Origin of the sequence: Latilactobacillus parasakei (genome assembly GCF_049674265.1) — a bacterium.
GTDB lineage: Bacteria > Bacillota > Bacilli > Lactobacillales > Lactobacillaceae > Latilactobacillus > Latilactobacillus sakei.
Window position 1 is genome coordinate 818871 of the sequence record NZ_CP186861.1, and the last position, 19967, is coordinate 838837.

9 protein-coding genes and 1 pseudogene are annotated in these 19967 nt (G+C 37.3%); 3 read left to right on the forward strand and 7 right to left on the reverse strand.

Annotated features, from left to right (window positions below; translation table 11 throughout):
• Positions 1–345: 345 nt before the first annotated feature.
• Positions 346–1608, forward strand: coding sequence for an AbiH family protein (locus ACPBEH_RS04265; protein WP_424349838.1), 1263 nt, complete (start codon positions 346–348; stop codon positions 1606–1608).
• Between the two features lie 129 nt (positions 1609–1737).
• Positions 1738–3513, forward strand: a complete 1776-nt coding sequence (locus ACPBEH_RS04270) for a P-loop NTPase fold protein (protein ID WP_424349839.1) — start codon at positions 1738–1740, stop codon at positions 3511–3513.
• A 569-nt stretch (positions 3514–4082) separates the two neighbouring features.
• Here the strand turns inward: ACPBEH_RS04270 and ACPBEH_RS04275 are convergent.
• Together ACPBEH_RS04275 and ACPBEH_RS04280 are read right to left on the reverse strand one after the other, a co-directional pair.
• Positions 4083–4769: pseudogene (locus ACPBEH_RS04275) on the reverse strand (ABC transporter ATP-binding protein); the annotation flags it as partial.
• A gap of 129 nt (positions 4770–4898) precedes the next feature.
• Complete coding sequence (locus tag ACPBEH_RS04280) at positions 4899–5261, reverse strand: hypothetical protein (RefSeq protein ID WP_424349840.1); 363 nt, start codon at positions 5259–5261, stop codon at positions 4899–4901.
• A 167-nt stretch (positions 5262–5428) separates the two neighbouring features.
• Between ACPBEH_RS04280 and ACPBEH_RS04285 the strand changes: the two genes are divergently transcribed.
• The gene (locus tag ACPBEH_RS04285; RefSeq protein ID WP_424349841.1) at positions 5429–5770 is read left to right on the forward strand and encodes a hypothetical protein; all 342 of its coding nucleotides are present in this window, start codon (positions 5429–5431) and stop codon (positions 5768–5770) included.
• 51 nt (positions 5771–5821) lie between these two features.
• On the opposite strand, the gene ACPBEH_RS04290 is transcribed toward ACPBEH_RS04285, so the two are convergent.
• The 5 genes from ACPBEH_RS04290 to ACPBEH_RS04310 all read right to left on the reverse strand — a co-directional run bounded on the left by ACPBEH_RS04290 (position 5822) and on the right by ACPBEH_RS04310 (position 19954).
• Complete coding sequence (locus ACPBEH_RS04290) at positions 5822–7726, reverse strand: MucBP domain-containing protein (RefSeq protein ID WP_424349842.1); 1905 nt, start codon at positions 7724–7726, stop codon at positions 5822–5824.
• A gap of 43 nt (positions 7727–7769) precedes the next feature.
• Positions 7770–8477 carry a class A sortase gene (locus ACPBEH_RS04295; RefSeq protein WP_424349843.1) on the reverse strand — a complete coding sequence of 236 codons (708 nt, stop codon included), beginning with the start codon at positions 8475–8477 and terminating at the stop codon, positions 7770–7772.
• Positions 8478–8571: 94 nt separating this feature from the next.
• The gene (locus ACPBEH_RS04300; protein WP_424349844.1) at positions 8572–9009 is read right to left on the reverse strand and encodes a hypothetical protein; all 438 of its coding nucleotides are present in this window, start codon (positions 9007–9009) and stop codon (positions 8572–8574) included.
• Between the two features lie 19 nt (positions 9010–9028).
• The gene (gene lepB, locus ACPBEH_RS04305) at positions 9029–9544 is read right to left on the reverse strand and encodes a signal peptidase I (protein ID WP_424349845.1); all 516 of its coding nucleotides are present in this window, start codon (positions 9542–9544) and stop codon (positions 9029–9031) included.
• A 102-nt stretch (positions 9545–9646) separates the two neighbouring features.
• Complete coding sequence (locus ACPBEH_RS04310; RefSeq protein WP_424349846.1) at positions 9647–19954, reverse strand: isopeptide-forming domain-containing fimbrial protein; 10308 nt, start codon at positions 19952–19954, stop codon at positions 9647–9649.
• Positions 19955–19967: the final 13 nt, after the last annotated feature.

Genomic DNA, 19967 nt, shown 5'->3' on the forward strand with positions numbered 1-19967 from the left:
TCTAGTTCTTTCTGGACATTCTGAAACTCAATCATTGTCATTGATGGGAAATGAGACAGACAAATTTTTATAAGGTCGTTTTTTGATAAAAGTAATTACAGCTATCTACCAGAATAGTTGACTCATTCATTAGCACTTGTCGCAACTGTAAGCTACCATCTCGAAGCAAAATGTAATATCTGTCCGAATTTTTTAACCAAATTGGGACCTCTAAAATCATCGTCATATCCCCTTTTTTTATTTCACTACACAAACGTGAGTTCACATTTGCAACTGGCACTCTTATGATATAATTTCATAAGAGTACAAAGAGTTTATAAGTAACTTATTGAAAGCGGGAAAATAATGAATCTGTTCATTCTAGGTAATGGCTTTGATCTAATGTGTGGTGCTTCAACAAAAATAGATGATTATCTTAGATACAAAGATCAACAAATTAAAGGATTAGGCATAAATCTTTATTCCTTAATAACTAATCTTCCAATAATAACTAAAAGTAAATCAAAATATAAAGTTAATTACTATTTTACTCCTGACGAAAGACTAAATGATGAAACAACACTAGATTTTTGGACGGTTCTATTTCTAAAAAACTATTATGAAATAAGAGACACTAACAATGAAAAACAAAATAATAAACTGACAAAATGGGTTGATATTGAATCACTGATATTCGAAGTTGCTTCTGGAATTCACAACATGTTCAACATTCCACCTTCAGAAAGAATGTTAACAACATCAGACGTGGAATTTATAAAGACACTTTTGCTTAAAAATGGATATCCAACATATCCGAATTCAAACGGTATCCTTCCAGAACTCGAGGAAACTATGGAATTTCTTTTTAAAGAGCTTATTCAATTTGATCTGAACTTCGCAAATTATCTCTCTTATTTAGAAACTAATAAATCTGCTGACTTTTCCATTCAGAAAGAAGTTTATGCTAAGAAGAAAGCATTTTGGGAAGTTAATAAAAAAAATAAACTATTAAAATTGTACCAATCAGATATAATTCTTAATTTTAATTACACCGACTCTCAAAGACCTATAACTTTTACATCAGACGGTATGTTGGCTAATCCCGTTAATGAAATTAATATACATGGACGCTATCCTGATGCAAAAGACAGCATAAATAATTTTAATGGGAATGCAGTACCACTTATTTTTGGTTTCGATCAAAGTTTATTAGATAGCTTTGATTCTTATCAGCTAAATAGGTTTACCAAGACCAACCAACTTCTTGAACTTAATCGAAGATACCCTGCTGCATCAAGAACAGGTTTATTCAATCCAAATATTCAAGACATATACTTTATGGGCCATTCTTTGAGTAAGGCTGACTGGTCATATTTCTATTCGATATTCGACTTTTTAAAAGTATATGAAAACGAAAACTTGAAACTTCATTTTTTATATTCAATTGAGTACGCAACAGATCCTAACAACAGTTCGTTTTTAGGCCAATATCAGAGCAGTGTTTTTTCATTAATAAATAATTACGGGGCAAAGCTCAACAATATAAATAACGGGGACTACCTACTTACAAAGTTAACTCTTGAAAATCGTATCGATTTCATTCCTGTAGCTTTTACAATAAATAACTAAAAATTAAGTGTGTTATAGGGGTTATTTTACACAAGTAGCCCCTTTTTGATTGCTTCATGCTGTGTAGGCATATTTTGTAGAATGGTATAATTACATTTAGTAACCAGTTTTAAAAAGGAGAAATCACTAATGTTTGAAAATAAAATTGATACTAAATTTTCAGAGCAGCGATTTGGGAAATACCTTAAGTTAAAAAAAACATATTTTTTAAATGGTTCTTGGGGATCGGGAAAAACAACCTTCTTAGAAAAAATTAAAGAAAAAGACAAGGAACTAGATATTAAAGTAATTAACCTATGGCGCATAACAAACAATAGATCTATTATAAAAGAAATATTTGTTATAATGCATCCATGGATTTACTATTTGTCACTATTAATCATGATTATGTCCATTATAATTTCAATACTTGCTACAGATGTCGTTAATATTGGTTTATCAAAATCTATTCAATCAGGTGGATTCTGGACTTTGATAACTATAGTTTCTCTGTTTGTCGCAGTCGCGAAGTTCATGAAATTAACTACCGATAGTTTTTTCTTAACATTGTTTCGAATAGCTTATTTATTTAATCTTAAAAATGAATATTATCTACATTACCTTGAGTTCACTAGTCCTGGTGTACGAGTAATGCATAATGCAATAAATCAAGTACTCATATTTGATGACTTCGATAGGGTCAGCGAAGACAGGCAGCTAGAAGCCTATAAAATATTTAATATTCTGCAAAATAGAATTACGATTGTTTTTACGGGCGATATAAATATAATTAGTCGTAATGACGGTAATTTTCTACAAAAAATTGTAGATGAACGAATTGAGTTGCCCCTCGATCTCCAACCAATAGCAATTTGGGACAAATTGATTACTTACCTAATGAAAGATCTGAATGTAAGATCTTTATCAAATTTAAAGGCTATAGCCGTCTCTGAAGAAAGGAATTTACGTGATCGTAAACGATTCATAGATTTGGTTGATAAGGAATTCTATACGCACAACAAAAAGGGTCATGTCCAAGTTGAGCAACAACTAATCATCATCTATATCTATCTATTTCATACTAAACTATATCGAGAATTATTAGACGGGAAAAAATTTGTATCAGACTCCCCCGAGTCAGAAAAACAAGTTATTCCAACCAATTGTTCATATAGACTTACGTCATTTCTCGTAAAAATGACAACTGATTCAACAGAAATATCAAACAGGAATTTCCCCAGAAATTATATCCAAAATAATACCATTTATTATATATATGCAAAAATAAATAACGATGACAAATATAAATTATTAGAAGATATTGCTACTAATCAAACATCCAGAGAAGATATATTAATGAACAGCGATTACGGTTCTGACAAGGCAGATCTCATCTTCTCTGAAATCGATGACATGAAATCAGAAACCTTTAATAGCCTACTCGAAACAGCGATGCAGATTATAAAAACTCCTAGATATTCAGATTTACTTCAGAAAATAATATCTCAAAAAATTTGGAGAGTAAATGATAGTCATTCGAAGCTTGATCTCTGGAATAATTATTTTGAAAAATATAATTATTCCAGTTCACAAAAATTGTTCTTTATATACTCTTATTTGGGGGCTGCTAATGAAATTAGTGACCAGGATCATTTCAAATCATTAGATACGGTCAAAAAAGCGGATATAACCTGGATAGCTTTATATGATTACATCTATAATAACAGAGACGTAACAAGCGTTTATAAACTAAACGACAAAGAGTGGAAAATTTTAGCGGATTTCAATATGGAGGATTTTGCTGCATTTTGGCAGTTTATTTCCATAGAATTGCTAGAGCAAACACAATTTGAAAATGAATTCTTAGGTATTAAAAAGGAAATAGAGAATAAAGAGGGAAAAACTTTCCTGAAAATGCATTTATAAAAGATTAGAACAAGGGCTATTTTATACAAGTAGCCTCTTTGAATTATTTTCAGATTTCAAACAGGTGATATTATAGAAATCTCAAAAAAGAAGAACACACAATGACTGAAGGGCTCCAATAATGTTAGACATTGAAATCTAACTTATTGGAGCCCTTCAGTGTGACATTTATTCTTCTGCATCATGGTTTAATCAGCAACGGTTTGGTCGAAAAAAATAATTCCACAAAATTGCTGGGTGGTAAACTATGTCGGTCCCCAGCCTGATGTATAATCCTCAAATATAAGTTTGATGACCTTATTAGCAACATTACCACCGATTCTATGCATTAACGACAATCTGACCATCACTGATCTCTGTTATTGTGTCTGCTAGATTCTTCATTTCATAATCATTGTGTGACGCTAATAGGATTGTTTTTCCTTGTACCTTCAGCCCATTCATGAATTCTATAAAAATGGCCACAGGCTTTTTATCCAAGCCGTTACGTTAGTTGGTTCGTCCAAGATGATTGTTTGTAAGACACGCCATTCTGGTGCTAATTGGGCCAAAACAACTTCCGGATAATCGGTTTCAATCATCAACTGACTTTGTGCATAAGTTGCTTGCAGTTGCTCAACCGTATCAGCTGCAATAATTTGACCATGATCGATAACATAGACAAAATCAGCTTCAGCCGCCTCTTCTAAATAATGTGTCGTCAGAATAATCGTTAAGCCCTGTTGCTGACGTAATTTGTTTAGCGTCTGCCAGATAACGGTTCTCGTCTGAATGTCCAAGCCAGTAGACGGTTCATCCAAAAAAAGTAGTTTAGGTTGATGAATCAACGCCCGGGCAATATCAACTCGCCGGCGCTGACCGCCCGACAGTGTCCCGTAAGTTTGCTTAAGAATCGACGTTAAACTAAAAGCGGTAATCAATTCTCTTTCAGGTGTTAAAGTAACGCCTTGATACATATCAGCACGACTCTTGAGATTTTGCCAAACCGTCAACTGATTATCCAAAACGCTTTTTTGAAAAACAACGCCAATCTGCTTTTGATATTGACGATTATCCGGCTTGAGACCTGCCATCTCAATTGTCCCGGCAGTCGGTGCAATCGTACCCGTTAATAAATTAATCGTGGTTGATTTACCCGCGCCATTGGGGCCTAAGAAAGCCACTAGCTGTCCGGTTTGAACCGTTAAATCAATTTGCTTAACGGCAGTTTTAGTGCCAAATTTTTTTGTAATCCCTGTTGCTGTCAGTAATGTCATCGCTGCAACCTCCTTATCAATCACCTTAGTTTACTGGCAAAGTGGCTGGTCTGTCTTCCACTTCTAGATAAGTGGTCTGAATACTGCGATAAGATGTTCTTTTGAGCGCATCAAAAAAAGAAACGCCCACTAGTGACGTTTCTTTACTTTATTAAGTCGCTTATTATGTTGTTTGGTTGCGCGTTTCTTATGTTTTTTCTCCTGATCTTCCAGTAAACTGAAGCATAAGTATACGCCACCTAAGACCGTTAAAATGGCTAAGATTAATCCCACCTCGTCGAAATCATTGGCCATATATTGTTCTCCATAGTGGTGCCGCTCATGATGCATATGGTGGTAATAGCCATAAGGCACACCTAGTCTCTGGGCAATTGCGGTCAGCCCTTTTGAATAAGCTAGGTTCAACATAATCATCACGAAAAAGCCACCACCAATTATCCCAATCCACATCATGACTTTGAGCCATACCGGCCATTTCTTTTTCTGAGTCATCTTAGTTACCCCACATAACGATTTTTATTTAGTATACCTGAAGCAATCTAGTAAAAAAAGGCGCCTGATTTGTTTATAAAATAGTAAAATTCTGCCCACTCAATTGAAAGAACGGCTTATACCATGTGATACTTAAATCACTATTGATATAAGGCAGGTTTTTATTCATGCACAAATTCAATCCCCTTGATGCTTATTATTATTCGCTAGCAGGCCTCGTGGGTACTTGTAGTTTACTCGTTGCACTTTTCAGTTTATGGGAACCTCATTGGCAAGCGATTCTATTAATTGCCGCCCTCACGATTGGTATTGCAGCGCTCTGTTCAGTGGCTTATCACAAAGCCACCATCTCAATCGGTCAGAACGCTCTACTACTCGCGGGCCTCATTATGCTGATACTGACAATCATCGCCAGTCAACAATCTGGTTATAGTACAATCATCATTGGCTTGGTACTGTGCATTGTTGGCGTTAATTTGAAGAGTTCGTTACATAAAAAGACACAATAAAAACAAGCACTTAGATTAAGTTCTAAGTGCTTGTTTCTTTATTTCTTACAATTAATGACTCTTTCTCAGTTTCCGATAGAAACCAAGTACAACTGCACTAAGTGCTAATACCATTCCCATCACTGAAAGTAGTACTGAATTAGCAACCCCTGTTTTTGGTAATTGTTTCTTAACCGGTTGTGGTTGGGGCTTAGTAGTTGTGATTTGCCCTTTTGAATGATTATTAGGATTCGTAACTTGGTGCTTATCATTATTAGGTTTAGCTTGCTGATTTTGATTTGGCGATTGATGATTGGTTGTTACCTTACGATAAACGAACTTAATGGTGATATCATCTTTTCCCAAAATACCAGCTGCATTCTTAGGCATCGCGATTAGTTGATAACCTTTGATAGCTGCGGCACTCGCTTTATAATGATCACCTTGTTGGCCAGTCTTAGTAATTGATTTAACTAATTCATGACCTTGTTCGTCTACATAACGCGCCGTCATTTTAACATTAGTTGTTGGCACCGTCGTGGTTGTCTCTTTTTGATATTCATAAACAACGGTTTGTGCTGACGTTGTATATTGACCCTTGGCATTAGCCGGTGTCTTCACTAATTGATAACCCGCAATCATTTTCGCATTGGTTTGATAAGCGCTATTCAACTGACCAGTTAAAATATCCGACTTGGCAATTTCTTGACCGTCAGCATCCACGTACTTAACCGTCACAGCTTTAGCTGTCGGTAACACTGCATCTTTGACATACGTGTAAATCACTGTTTGGTCCTTATCGGTAAAAGTTCCGTTAGCGTTGCTTGGTGTTTGACTTAAATGGTACCCCGCAACAGTTTTAGCGGTTGTTTTGTAAGCTGAGCCTAATTCACCCGTCAGTGTTTCACTAGCTGCTAATTTTTGACCCTTTTCGTCAACGTAATTGACGGTTACAGCTTTAACCTCAGGTGCCACAGCGTCCTTAGCATACGTATAAGTGACTGTTTGCGCCTTATCGGTAAAAGTACCCTTGGCATTAGCTGGTGTTGTTACAACATGATAACCGGCAATTGTTTTAGCGGCTGTTTGATAGCTCGCACCCACGTTACCTTTTAAAGTATCACTGTCCGCTAATTTTTGACCGTTCGCATCAACGTAATTAACTGTGACCGGTTGTGCTGCTGGTTTAACATCATTTTTTTGGAAATGTAAAACAGCAGTCATCATTTGACCTTGTTCATTGAAATATGAGAAAGTAAATGTCGTTTCCTTAGTATTCGAATAAGCGGGACTTGTGACATAGCCCTGATGTTCATTAACGCCTTCATAATTGAAATCTGGGACGTTTGTACCTTCGGCAGTAATCATATATTGAATGGTTGCCATTTCAACAACATCTTTTGAAGCCGTTGCGTTAATTTTAACGTCGACTCCTGGAGCGATCGTTTGTTTAATTGAATCATACTTGTCTGCTAAAGCTGATTGATCAAGCGTTGTCGTATCGAAATAAAAATCTTTTACACCGGCAGTTGCCTTACTATTAACAAACTTCAATGCTCGTAGATGCCACGTTGAGCCCACTTTTACAAAATATTGCATAGTTGTACTGGCTTGAATGTAGTTACCATCACCTAATAAAATTTGATTATTGTTAAAGTTTGAACCCGTTGCATCAAAGATTGAGCCTTGGGCACTCACGCCATCTTTACTCATCGATAAATTAAAGGTAAACCCATCTGGTAATGCCACTTTATAATTTGATCCTGATGCTTTACTCAAGTCAACCGTCGTTGTATTTTCAACAACATAACCGCGCGTGCTAGTTGGTTTAGCAGTTACCTGCTGGATTGTTTTTGATTGCTCAGATTGTGTATTATTAGCTGTATTTTCCGCAGCGAATACGGTTGTGGTCCCTGAAGATAATAACACTCCTGATAGTAAAACACTGGTAGTAATCTTGCTAGTTTTTAATGGCATAGTTATAGCACTCCTAATTATTCGTATATTCTTTAGAATTTATTTAATTAAAATAGTGTTGATAAACTGATTTCGTTAATTTTTGCTGTTTCTGATAATCACCAGTAACAGCGATACGCCGTGTTTCCCCTGGGGTCCCACTCGCACATGTTATTAATGTAATTTCTGTTTTTTTAGGGTGATTATTAATAATATCCCCCTGAGTCTCCGAAACAATCCGGTGTTGTCTTACCTGATAGGTATAAACTTTTTTGAGATTAGTTAAGTAAATCTTATCGCCATTTTCAATATTTGAAAGTGGTGAAAATAATATCTGCGGATTAGCCATATGATGTCCCGCTAACGCGTAATTGGCTTTCCCCATTCTTTGGTTTGATTTCATAGTACCTGCACCAATTGCTAATGTGATATTAGTCATTCCTTTATAGATCGGTAATTTAATCCCAACCGCCGGAATCGATATAACCCCAATCGCATATTGATTCTTCGCCTTTTGAGCAGCCAACATCGCATCTAGACTGAGCGCCTTAACCGCATCTGAATCATACTGACCTTTTATCTTTTGCGCTTTAACAACTTCTGATCGAGTAATCGTGGTAACCTTTTGTTGCCCAGTCCATTGCAACCAGAAACTTTCAATTTGCTTATTGAAAACTAGTGCTGTTCCCAATAGTAATAAGATAATAATCATCAGATTAATCCAGATAGTATGCTTACGTTTTTTTGGGTGATTCTGCTTAACATTATTCATGAGGATTTCTCGCACCTTTTTGAGCTTCAATTCGTTTTTTTCTCGGTATCATAATTATCCCCCAAATATTTAATAATCTTAGATCAAATACTAATTATTGGTTAAGTTGAATGCCATCTTCAATAACTGCTAAAGGTGGAATTTTAGCTTCTACGTTAGTTTCTAATGAAAATAAGCCACTGTATATTCTGACTCGTTCCATCAAGGTATTGTAGAGGGCAGTTACGAGTTGATTCATACGCATCTTATTTAATTTATTTTGAGACTCTTTACCAATAATTTCTAAATACTCACTATCGATATTAAATTCCCCAATTACTGTACTTTTAATTTGATAAGTCGGCTCACGGAAGTCCACACTAGTTTCTACCGCTATTTTAACACCGCCTTGTTGGCCACTATTGGTGTCTAAAATTTTGATATCAAAGTTACTTGGTATCATTTCATTTTGAAAATTAGTAATTTTTTTATCTGCAATACCCTCATACACAAATTGAGTTACTTGTATTTTCAAAGTACTAAAGTTTTCCATAACATACTTCCTTCTGCATTTAATATTGCCACTTAACAACACCTTCAATAGTAGTACCACTAATCGGTCCAAAACTGCGACTATCATTTGATATTGGCCGGTTATCACCTAATACATAATATTCATCTTTCTTCAAAGTGATTGGTCCAAAGTCATTTGTAAAACTGACTTCATCTAACCGTTCCTGATACCATTGATACCGACTTTTTTTCAAATACGGTTCAGGAACTAAATGATGATTAACATAGAGTTGATCATCATTCATCTCAACCTGATCACCAGGTACACCAACAACACGTTTTATATAGTGTTCGTTTGCTTTATCAGGTGCTTTAAAAACAATAACGGATTCATGCCGAACAGTACTTAACTTTGAAACTAACACATATTTTCCAGATATATAATTGGGTTTCATTGAAGGACCATCAACTAATTTATTTGTTAAAACAAATGCTTGACATAATAAGGTTACCAATATCGTGATACCAATTAATACGTAAATCCTCATAGATTTAATGCTTTTAATACTGCTCATTAGCTATCCCTCCAAAATAAAATAGGGTAACAGAGGTTTAACCCTCTAGTCCCCCTACTCTATTTATTCCCACCCTTCATACTCTACTTTTTAATTCATAGTTTATGATTTTCTTTTATTGTACTTGTACCAAGCCAAGCCTAACGCAATTATTAGTAACAGAATACCTAAATAAGGTGCCACTTTCATTGCAGCTTGCCCAGTCTGTGGCAAGTTCTTTACAAACTTGTTCCAACTGTAATTATTATTTGGTGTAGCTGGTGTAACAGATGGATTTGGTGCATCTGGCGTTGGAGCTACATTGCTATCAATCGTCACATCAGCTTCATCACTAACAGTAAATTGATTACCATCTTTATCTGTACCATTACCTTTAGCAATATTAATTACTTGTCCATCAGTTGTTAACGACACAACCTTCACTTTGAAACTAATTTGCGCACTTGCGCCCCCTGATAAGTTACCAACTTTCCATGTCAGTGTACGTGTATCGGAATTATATTTAACACCTTCTGGTAAGTTGGATTGTGACAATTCGATACTCTTATCGAGCTTATCAGTAACAACCGCGCCTTTCCAAACACCAGCCTTTTCAGCATTTGAAACCGTCAATGTATAGTCATAACTATCATCAACTTTAGCGTTCGCTAGACTCGCTTCCTTCACTAATTTTGGTTCTGGATTATCTTGGTTATCAACTGGTGGTGTCGGTTTGGGATTATTTGGACTATCGCCGTTAACGACGGCCACATTCTTCAAATCTCCACTGGCATCCTCAGTCACTGTCACATCAAAACCAACAACTTTCTTGTCGGCTTTGACACCGTTTGCTGTATCTTCGCCTTTCATTGTTCCGAGATCAATATCTAAGATATTTGAAGCGATATAAGCATCATCGACAGCTTTTTCATTAACCTTCAACGAACCTTCAACATAGTTTAAGCCCATTGGAATTTCATCATGCACGTGTACACTATTAATGATTGAATTTGGTACCGTATTACTTACCGTAATATCATAATGAATTGTGTCACCGACTTTGACATCTTGTCCATTGATGTCCTTACCATCTTTATCTTTGACACTCTTAACGGCATCAAAGTCACCTGGTACATAATCAACTGGTACAGTATGTTCACCATCGACAGCGTACTCTTTACCATCATTATCAGTCCCAATACCATGCGCTATATTTGGTATTTCTTTACCTTCCGGGATGTTATTAACAGTTACTTTGAATTTAAGTTTCTTAACTTTATTAGCCTTTAAGTCGCCCGTATTCCAAGTGATTGTCCGACTTGTTGCGTCATATTTCACATCTTTGGGTAAACTACTTTCGTCCAATGTCAAGTTTTCATCCAATGTATCTTTCACAACACCGTTATACCAAACACCTGCTTTTTCACCATTAGAAACTGTCAATATATAATTGAAACTCTCACCTAAGCTTGCTGATTGAACGTCAGCACCTTTAACTAATTTTGGTTTTGGTTTCGCGTTATTTTCAACTGGTGGAACTGGTGTTGGATGGTTTGGATCATCGCCATTAACGACAGCGATATTCTTCAAACTACCACTGGCTTCTTCTGTAACTTTCACATCAAAGCCAACGACTTTCTTATCAGCTTTGACACCAGTCGCTGTATTTTCACCCTTCATTGTTCCTAAATCAATATTTAGAATATTTGAAGCGACATTACTATCAGCTGCGGCCGTTCCATCAACGGTTAATGAACCTGCGACATAATCTAATCCCACAGGGATTTCATCTTTCACATGAACATTGTTGATAATTGAATTTGGTACTGTATTACTTACCGTAATGTCGTAATGAATTGTGTCGCCTACTTTGACATCTTGTCCGTTGATATCCTTACCATCTTTATCTTTGACACTCTTGACGGCATCGAAATCACCTGATTGATAGTCAACATTAACGGTTGTATCATCATCTACATCGTATTCTTTTCCGTCTTTATCTTGACCCTTGGCTTCAGCCGTGTTTGGTACCACGCCGTTGGCCGGTTTATTATTAACGGTTACTTTAAATTTAACGTTCTTACTTGCGTTAGCTTTTAAATCGCCAACTTTCCAAGTAATTGTGCGTGTGGCACTGTCATAAGTTACCCCACTTGATAAACTACTTTCGTCTATATTAAGGTTGTCATCCAACTTATCAGTTGTCACAACATTCTTCCAGATCCCGGCTTTTTCACCGTTTGAGACTGTCAATGTGTATTCGTAACTGTCACCAACTTTGGTATCAGTTACGCTGGCTTCTTTGACAATTTTTGGTTCTGGTTTCGCGTTATTTTCAACTGGTGGAACTGGTGTTGGATGGTTTGGATCATCGCCATTAACGACAGCGATATTCTTCAAACTACCACTGGCTTCTTCTGTAACTTTCACATCAAAGCCAACGACTTTCTTATCAGCTTTGACACCAGTCGCTGTATTTTCACCCTTCATTGTTCCTAAATCAATATTTAGAATATTTGAAGCGACATTACTATCAGCTGCGGCCGTTCCATCAACGGTTAATGAACCTGCGACATAATCTAATCCCACAGGGATTTCATCTTTCACATGAACATTGTTGATAATTGAATTTGGTACTGTATTACTTACCGTAATGTCGTAATGAATTGTGTCGCCTACTTTGACATCTTGTCCGTTGATATCCTTACCATCTTTATCTTTGACACTCTTGACGGCATCGAAATCACCTGATTGATAGTCAACATTAACGGTTGTATCATCATCTACATCGTATTCTTTTCCGTCTTTATCTTGACCCTTGGCTTCAGCCGTGTTTGGTACCACGCCGTTGGCCGGTTTATTATTAACGGTTACTTTAAATTTAACGTTCTTACTTGCGTTAGCTTTTAAATCGCCAACTTTCCAAGTAATTGTGCGTGTGGCACTGTCATAAGTTACCCCACTTGATAAACTACTTTTGTCTATATTAAGGTTGTCATCCAACTTATCAGTTGTCACAACATTCTTCCAGATCCCGGCTTTTTCACCGTTTGAGACTGTCAATGTGTATTCGTAACTGTCACCAACTTTGGTATCAGTTACGCTGGCTTCTTTGACAATTTTTGGTTCTGGTTTCGCGTTATTTTCAACTGGTGGAACTGGTGTTGGATGGTTTGGATCATCGCCATTAACGACAGCGATATTCTTCAAACTACCACTGGCTTCTTCTGTAACTTTCACATCAAAGCCAACGACTTTCTTGTCAGCTTTGGCGCCGGTCGCTGTATTTTCACCCTTCATTGTTCCTAAATCAATATTTAGAATATTTGAAGCGACATTACTATCAGCTGCGGCCGTTCCATCAACGGTTAATGAACCTGCGACATAATCTAATCCCACAGGGATTTCATCTTTCACATGAACATTGTTGATAATTGAATTTGGTACTGTATTACTTACCGTAATGTCGTAATGAATTGTGTCGCCTACTTTGACATCTTGTCCGTTGATATCCTTACCATCTTTATCTTTGACACTCTTGACGGCATCGAAATCACCTGATTGATAGTCAACATTAACGGTTGTATCATCATCTACATCGTATTCTTTTCCGTCTTTATCTTGACCCTTGGCTTCAGCCGTGTTTGGTACCACGCCGTTGGCCGGTTTATTATTAACGGTTACTTTAAATTTAACGTTCTTACTTGCGTTAGCTTTTAAATCGCCAACTTTCCAAGTAATTGTGCGTGTGGCACTGTCATAAGTTACCCCACTTGATAAACTACTTTTGTCTATATTAAGGTTGTCATCCAACTTATCAGTTGTCACAACATTCTTCCAGATCCCGGCTTTTTCACCGTTTGAGACTGTCAATGTGTATTCGTAACTGTCACCAACCTTGGTATCAGTTACACTGGCTTCCTTGACAATTTTTGGTTCTGGTTTCGCGTTATTTTCAACTGGTGGAACTGGTGTTGGATGGTTTGGATCATCGCCATTAACGACAGCGATATTCTTCAAACTACCACTGGCTTCTTCTGTAACTTTCACATCAAAGCCAACGACTTTCTTGTCAGCTTTGGCGCCGGTCGCTGTATTTTCGCCCTTCATTGTTCCGAGATCAACATCTAACACTCCAGAAACAACGTTGATATCAGCTTGTTTAGTCCCATCAATCGTTAACGAACCTACTGTATAAGCTAATCCCGCTGGGATTTCATCATGCACGTGTACGTTATTAATGATTGAGTTTGCCACTGTGTTACTTACAGTAATATCGTAATGAATTGTGTCGCCTACTTTGACATCTTGTCCATTGATATCCTTACCGTCTTTATCTTTGACACTCTTAACGGCTGTGAAATCTCCGGGTTGATAATCTACATTGACATCAACATCATCATCGACTTTGTATTCTTTTCCGTCTTTATCTTGACCCTTAGCTTCGGCCGTATTTGGTACCACGCCGTTGGCTGGTTTATTATTGACGGTTACTTTAAATTTAACATTCTTACTTGCGTTAGCTTTTAAATCGCCAACTTTCCAAGTAATTGTTCGTGTGGCACTGTCATAAGTGACCCCACTTGGTAAACTACTTTCGTCTATATTAAGGTTGTCATCCAACTTATCAGTTGTCACAACGTTCTTCCAGATCCCGGCTTTTTCGCCGTTTGAAACTGTCAATGTGTATTCGTAACTGTCACCAACTTTGGTATCAGTTACACTGGCTTCCTTGACAATTTTTGGTTCTGGTTTCGCATTATTTTCAACTGGTGGAACTGGGGTTGGATGGTTTGGATCGTCGCCATTAACGACGGCGATATTCTTCAAACTACCACTGGCTTCTTCTGTAACTTTCACATCAAAACCAACGACTTTCTTGTCAGCTTTGGCACCGGTCGCTGTATTTTCACCCTTCATTGTTCCGAGATCAACATCTAACACTCCAGAAACAACGTTGGTATCAGCTTGTTTAGTCCCATCAATCGTTAACGAACCTACTGTATAAGCTAATCCCGCTGGGATTTCATCATGCACGTGTACGTTATTAATGATTGAGTTTGCCACTGTGTTACTTACAGTAATATCGTAATGAATTGTGTCGCCTACTTTGACATCTTGTCCATTGATATCCTTACCGTCTTTATCTTTGACACTCTTAACGGCTGTGAAATCTCCGGGTTGATAATCTACATTGACATCAACATCATCATCGACTTTGTATTCTTTTCCGTCTTTATCTTGACCCTTAGCTTCGGCCGTATTTGGTACCACGCCGTTGGCTGGTTTATTATTGACGGTTACTTTAAATTTAACATTCTTACTTGCGTTAGCTTTTAAATCGCCAACTTTCCAAGTAATTGTTCGTGTGGCACTGTCATAAGTGACCCCACTTGGTAAACTACTTTCGTCTATATTAAGGTTGTCATCCAACTTATCAGTTGTCACAACGTTCTTCCAGATCCCGGCTTTTTCGCCGTTTGAAACTGTCAATGTGTATTCGTAACTGTCACCAACTTTGGTATCAGTTACACTGGCTTCCTTGACAATTTTTGGTTCTGGTTTCGCATTATTTTCAACTGGTGGAACTGGGGTTGGATGGTTTGGATCGTCGCCATTAACGACGGCGATATTCTTCAAACTACCACTGGCTTCTTCTGTAACTTTCACATCAAAACCAACGACTTTCTTGTCAGCTTTGGCACCGGTCGCTGTATTTTCGCCCTTCATTGTTCCTAAATCAATGTTTAGAATATTTGAAGCGACATTACTATCAGCTGCGGCCGTTCCATCAACGGTTAATGAACCTGCGACATAGTCTAATCCCACAGGGATTTCATCTTTCACATGAACATTGTTGATAATTGAATTTGGTACTGTATTACTTACTGTAATGTCGTAATGAATTGTGTCGCCTACTTTGACATCTTGTCCATTGATATCCTTACCGTCTTTATCTTTGACACTCTTAACAGCATCTAAATCTCCTAGTTGATAGTCAGTATTGACATCGACATTATCATCAACATTGATATCTTTACCGTCTTTATCTTGACCTTTCGCTTCGGCCGTATTTGGTACCACACCGTTGGCTGGTTGATTATTAACGGTTACTTTGAACTTAATGTTCTTAGACTCGCTAGCTTTTAAATCGCCAACTTTCCAGGTAATTGTACGTGTATCGTTATCATAAGTGACCCCACTTGGTAAGTTACTTTCATCTATATTAAGGTTGTCATCCAACTTATCAGTTGTCACAACATTCTTCCAAACCCCAGCTTTTTCGCCATTTGAAACTGTCAATGTATATTCATAGCTGTCACCAACTTTAGCATCAGTTACACTGGCTTCTTTGACAATCTTTGGTTTTGGTTTCGGATCATCCTTCACCTCAACTTCAAGTGGCTTAGTTTGACCTTTTTCGATTGTAAATGGAATCTCATTACTATTTAAATAGAAACCATCAGGCGCACTTGTTTCAATAAATTTATATTCACCCGGTGCTAAATCTTCTACTGAGATCTTACCGTCAGCATCAGTGGTTAAATTATCTTTAATCACTTCTCCTGCGCTATTAACAACTTTAAATACAGCACCACTTAACTTATCACCATTTTCAGAACTAACTTTGGTTAAAATAACTGAACCTGGTGTTAACTTATAAAGATAAATAACATCTTCAGTATCATCTTTTAACGTTCCTTCAGCTGCTGCCGAGTCACTCGATAAACCAACATACGTATAGTCAGCAATATCTTTTTTATTAGATGTATACTTACCAAATGCTGGAGTAGTACCATTAGTGTCCACCCCGGTTAAAATATCTTCTGGCGCTAATGTTGTTCCATTTGACGTACTATTATCAGTTGTTTCTTCATATCTTACTTTTGCCTGAGGAATACCATAAATCTGAGCGCTTAAAGGTATATTAGTACTTAAATTACTACCTAAAGTTGCACTCTCCCCGTAGATATAGCTTGGCATCGTAACTTCATCAGCTATCATTCTGTCTTTAATATCTGAGACTTTAACTGGGAAATAGCCTGCCATAACTTCTTTGGATGCTACTGAATCTGATTTTAACGCTATTGACTTGACCGTTGACCAATCACTAATATCACTTGCGGTCTTCCAATCACTTGTTGTTAAGTCAACTGACGTATTAGATTCACTAGCAGGTAAATCATGGACGACTGTTGAATACAATGCTTCGGTTCCTGTGCCTTGTAAATTATCAACAGGCCCTGTTAATTCCAACGTAAACGCGTCGTGATCTACATTCGGTAAATTCACGATAGCTTCACTATTACTATAGGTATAATTTGACCCATTTGAAATACCTAACATAATATTACCGGTATTATCATCGTCTGCGTCATCGCTTCTAAGGCCTCTATCAAACCCTGCTTTACCAGTCATAGTTGTGAAATAACTAGTAATCCCTGTTCGACTACCAGAAATACCAGCTTTACCAACAGCTTGTAATGGGGCGGTTATTGTCCATTGCTGTCCAATTGACCCATTATATACCTTGCCACCGTACAATGGATGTAAGGCATCCTTATTATTATCAATGGTTTGTAATATCGAATGAGATGTGGTTCCATTTGCTGGTGGCGCAACATCACTAACCTTCCACGGTAATGCATCCGGATAGAAGAAGGCAACAGCTGGATTAGTATTAGCTGGAATCTCAACTGTTTCATTTGAAAAATCTAACTTCGTTAAATATTCGCCAGTTGTACTATCTAACCCAAGATAAGTAATGACCGGCTTATATCGCTTACCGTCATGATTCCAACCCCAATCATTAATTTGGGAGCCGTCTAAATCAATCAGCCCACCATCAACACTGCTAACAATTATCGTTGGTAATTTGATCTTAACTTTAGAACCCGGTTTTTGACCACCAGGAATTATTATTTTCCCGTCTGTATCACCTGACATAGATGTTTCTTGCTTTAAAGTTGACCATCCGCCAGTTTTAAAAGTATCGCCTTGTGAATAGGTTCCAGAGATATCTCCACCCATAGCACTTCCAATGCTAAACTGTGATGTTGATTTAACATCTTTATCAAAATAATATAGAGTCCCTGTTGCACTTATATCGGTATTGGAAGTTTCACTGTGTACATCAAGTTTTATAGGTATCTTATCATGATCGTTATACGCACCATCATCAAGTACCGCATTTTTCAATTGTGCCGTTAAATTATTCCCTGGTAAAATACTTGCTTGCCCTGAGACACTACTAATATGTGCTCCAGCCTTTAATGCTGCGTCAATTCGAATATCAGGTGCTTTTAACGTTGCAATGTTATCATAAACAGTCCCATCGTCTAACGTTACTTTAAAGGGACCATTATCACTTTCATTTCCCGAATCGACAAGCATCCCCCGTCTATAAGTTGAAAAGGTGATATCCGTCAAATTACCAGTCCATTTTGCTGGCAAGGTCAATGTATAGTCTTTCAAATTATTGATTTGATTAACTGTGTCATCCACAAAATCGACCGTTATCGTTGGCAATGCTGCTACATTGTTGATAGTTGTTTTATCAACTTTACCACTCACAAATCCCGTTATTCCGTTATCTGTACTAATTTGCTTCGAATAGAACCCCTCATGATTTGGATCGACTTGATCACCATTGTGTGCCTCTAAAGTACCACTGTAACCTGCTTCCATCGTTCCAGGATTACCATCACCAATCGTAATATCATCAGTCTTACCACTTGTAACAGTGATATTTCCTTCAGAACCATCGAAATAACTTGGTGTTAAGGTAAGACTAGGTAAGAACTGATATTTTCCTTCCGGTGTTCCAGTTTTAAAGTAGCCATACATATATAGATATGCTGAATTATAACCACCATACCCACCACCAACAATATCAGAAACTATAATATCCGTACCAGCTCCACCAGGTTGTGATAATCCGGCTGGTATTGAGGGTACCTTACTACCGTCTTCTGCCAGATTATATTTAGTATCTTGGTAGTTAGCAACACTAGCTCCAACTAAAACAAAGCCTGATGGAACAGCAATTCTACCCGACATTTTCGCATGGACTGCTTGCGTTATTTGAGTACTCGAGGCAGTAAAATCAGGTGTCGTCTTAACCCCTAATACGAAGTTATAAATTGATTCACCATCCGCGGTAAATACATTATTAGAGACAGCTGTGTTGTGAACTAAAGATTCTGCTGAACTATTAATTGGATTATTCACAATAATTGAACCATCAGCCAGTTTATTTGAGTTTACAACCACATTAACGGGTAACGTCGTTTTCCCAGGGGCGAATTGTTTGTTATCCCCCTGTTGCGTCATAAAATAGGAGATATTACTTTCAACAACCATGTCTCCCGCCGCTTTATAAGTTATTTCCATATTGCCATTGACATTCTTAGTCGTTACTGTAAATCCCGTAGGTTTATCATACGTCGCAACTGTAACACCCTTAGGCATTGTAATAACGATCGTATCATCTTTTTTTACATTTCCAGTAAACTTCATTTGTTTAGTATGTGCTGCATCTGTAGGCCACCCTGAGCCATTTGCACTTAAATTATAGCTAATTGAATGTTCGATTGTACTACTAGCAGTATCCATATCAAAATCGATATTCGAAGTTGCTTTAACTTGTTTTTGCCGATTGGCATCAGTTTTTTCAGATTCTTCTGAGCTACTACTTTGTTTAACACTCTGACTTGAAGCTTCTGAGCCTCTAATAATAAGATTAGCAGAAGTTACAATTATATTATTTCGAGTTGTTTGTGCTTTTAATATTCGATCACTTTTTGACTCATTTTTGAAAGCTAATCCGGCTAGCTTAGGTGTTGTTTCAGCCTTTGCTTGAGCGTTGTTTAGAGCCGCTAACGCTTTTTGGACTTCAGCTTTTTTCTGTATTACTTGTTGATCAAACGTTGCATGCTTTATTTGAACGCTCTCTTTTGAAGCCTTCTCTGATTCAGTCTTCGCTTGATTTTGCGCACTTGTTAGAGCACTCTTTGTCTGACTAACTACTTCTTGTTGTTTAGTCACTTCATCAGCTGCCTGTTTGGCTGCTGAATAATCAACTATAACTTGTTGTTTTTGTGCATCATAGTTAACTTTAGCTTGAGTCCCTTGATTTAATTGCTTCGTTTGTTGTGCATCAAGTTTGACCCCTTCTGGTAAATCAATTGTCGCTTGTGTATCGCTGGCATTGTTATCTTTTACATACACCGTTGCACTACTTTCACCAGCCTTGATATTAGTTACTTTATTGCCAGTCGAATCTTGGAAATAAAGATCCGAAACAACACGGGCTTGCGATGAGTCATTATTCAGTACTGTTTGCGCCAAAGTAACAGTAGTGTTTGAAATCACCTGCAACATCAATAAACCTGCTGCAATACTATTCATCCATCTTCGTGGATTTTTCATCTGTCTAATCCTC

Bases quoted from the DNA above. Each gene is read 5' to 3' on its own strand.
- ACPBEH_RS04285 (WP_424349841.1), top strand. From the start codon at position 5,429: ATGCACAAATTCAATCCCCTTGATGCTTATTATTATTCGCTAGCAGGC.
- ACPBEH_RS04295 (WP_424349843.1), bottom strand. From the start codon at position 8,477: ATGAATAATGTTAAGCAGAATCACCCAAAAAAACGTAAGCATACTATC.
- lepB (WP_424349845.1), bottom strand. From the start codon at position 9,544: ATGAGCAGTATTAAAAGCATTAAATCTATGAGGATTTACGTATTAATT.
- ACPBEH_RS04265 (WP_424349838.1), top strand. From the start codon at position 346: ATGAATCTGTTCATTCTAGGTAATGGCTTTGATCTAATGTGTGGTGCT.
- ACPBEH_RS04300 (WP_424349844.1), bottom strand. From the start codon at position 9,009: ATGGAAAACTTTAGTACTTTGAAAATACAAGTAACTCAATTTGTGTAT.
- ACPBEH_RS04270 (WP_424349839.1), top strand. From the start codon at position 1,738: ATGTTTGAAAATAAAATTGATACTAAATTTTCAGAGCAGCGATTTGGG.
- ACPBEH_RS04310 (WP_424349846.1), bottom strand. From the start codon at position 19,954: ATGAAAAATCCACGAAGATGGATGAATAGTATTGCAGCAGGTTTATTG.
- ACPBEH_RS04280 (WP_424349840.1), bottom strand. From the start codon at position 5,261: ATGACTCAGAAAAAGAAATGGCCGGTATGGCTCAAAGTCATGATGTGG.
- ACPBEH_RS04290 (WP_424349842.1), bottom strand. From the start codon at position 7,726: ATGCCATTAAAAACTAGCAAGATTACTACCAGTGTTTTACTATCAGGA.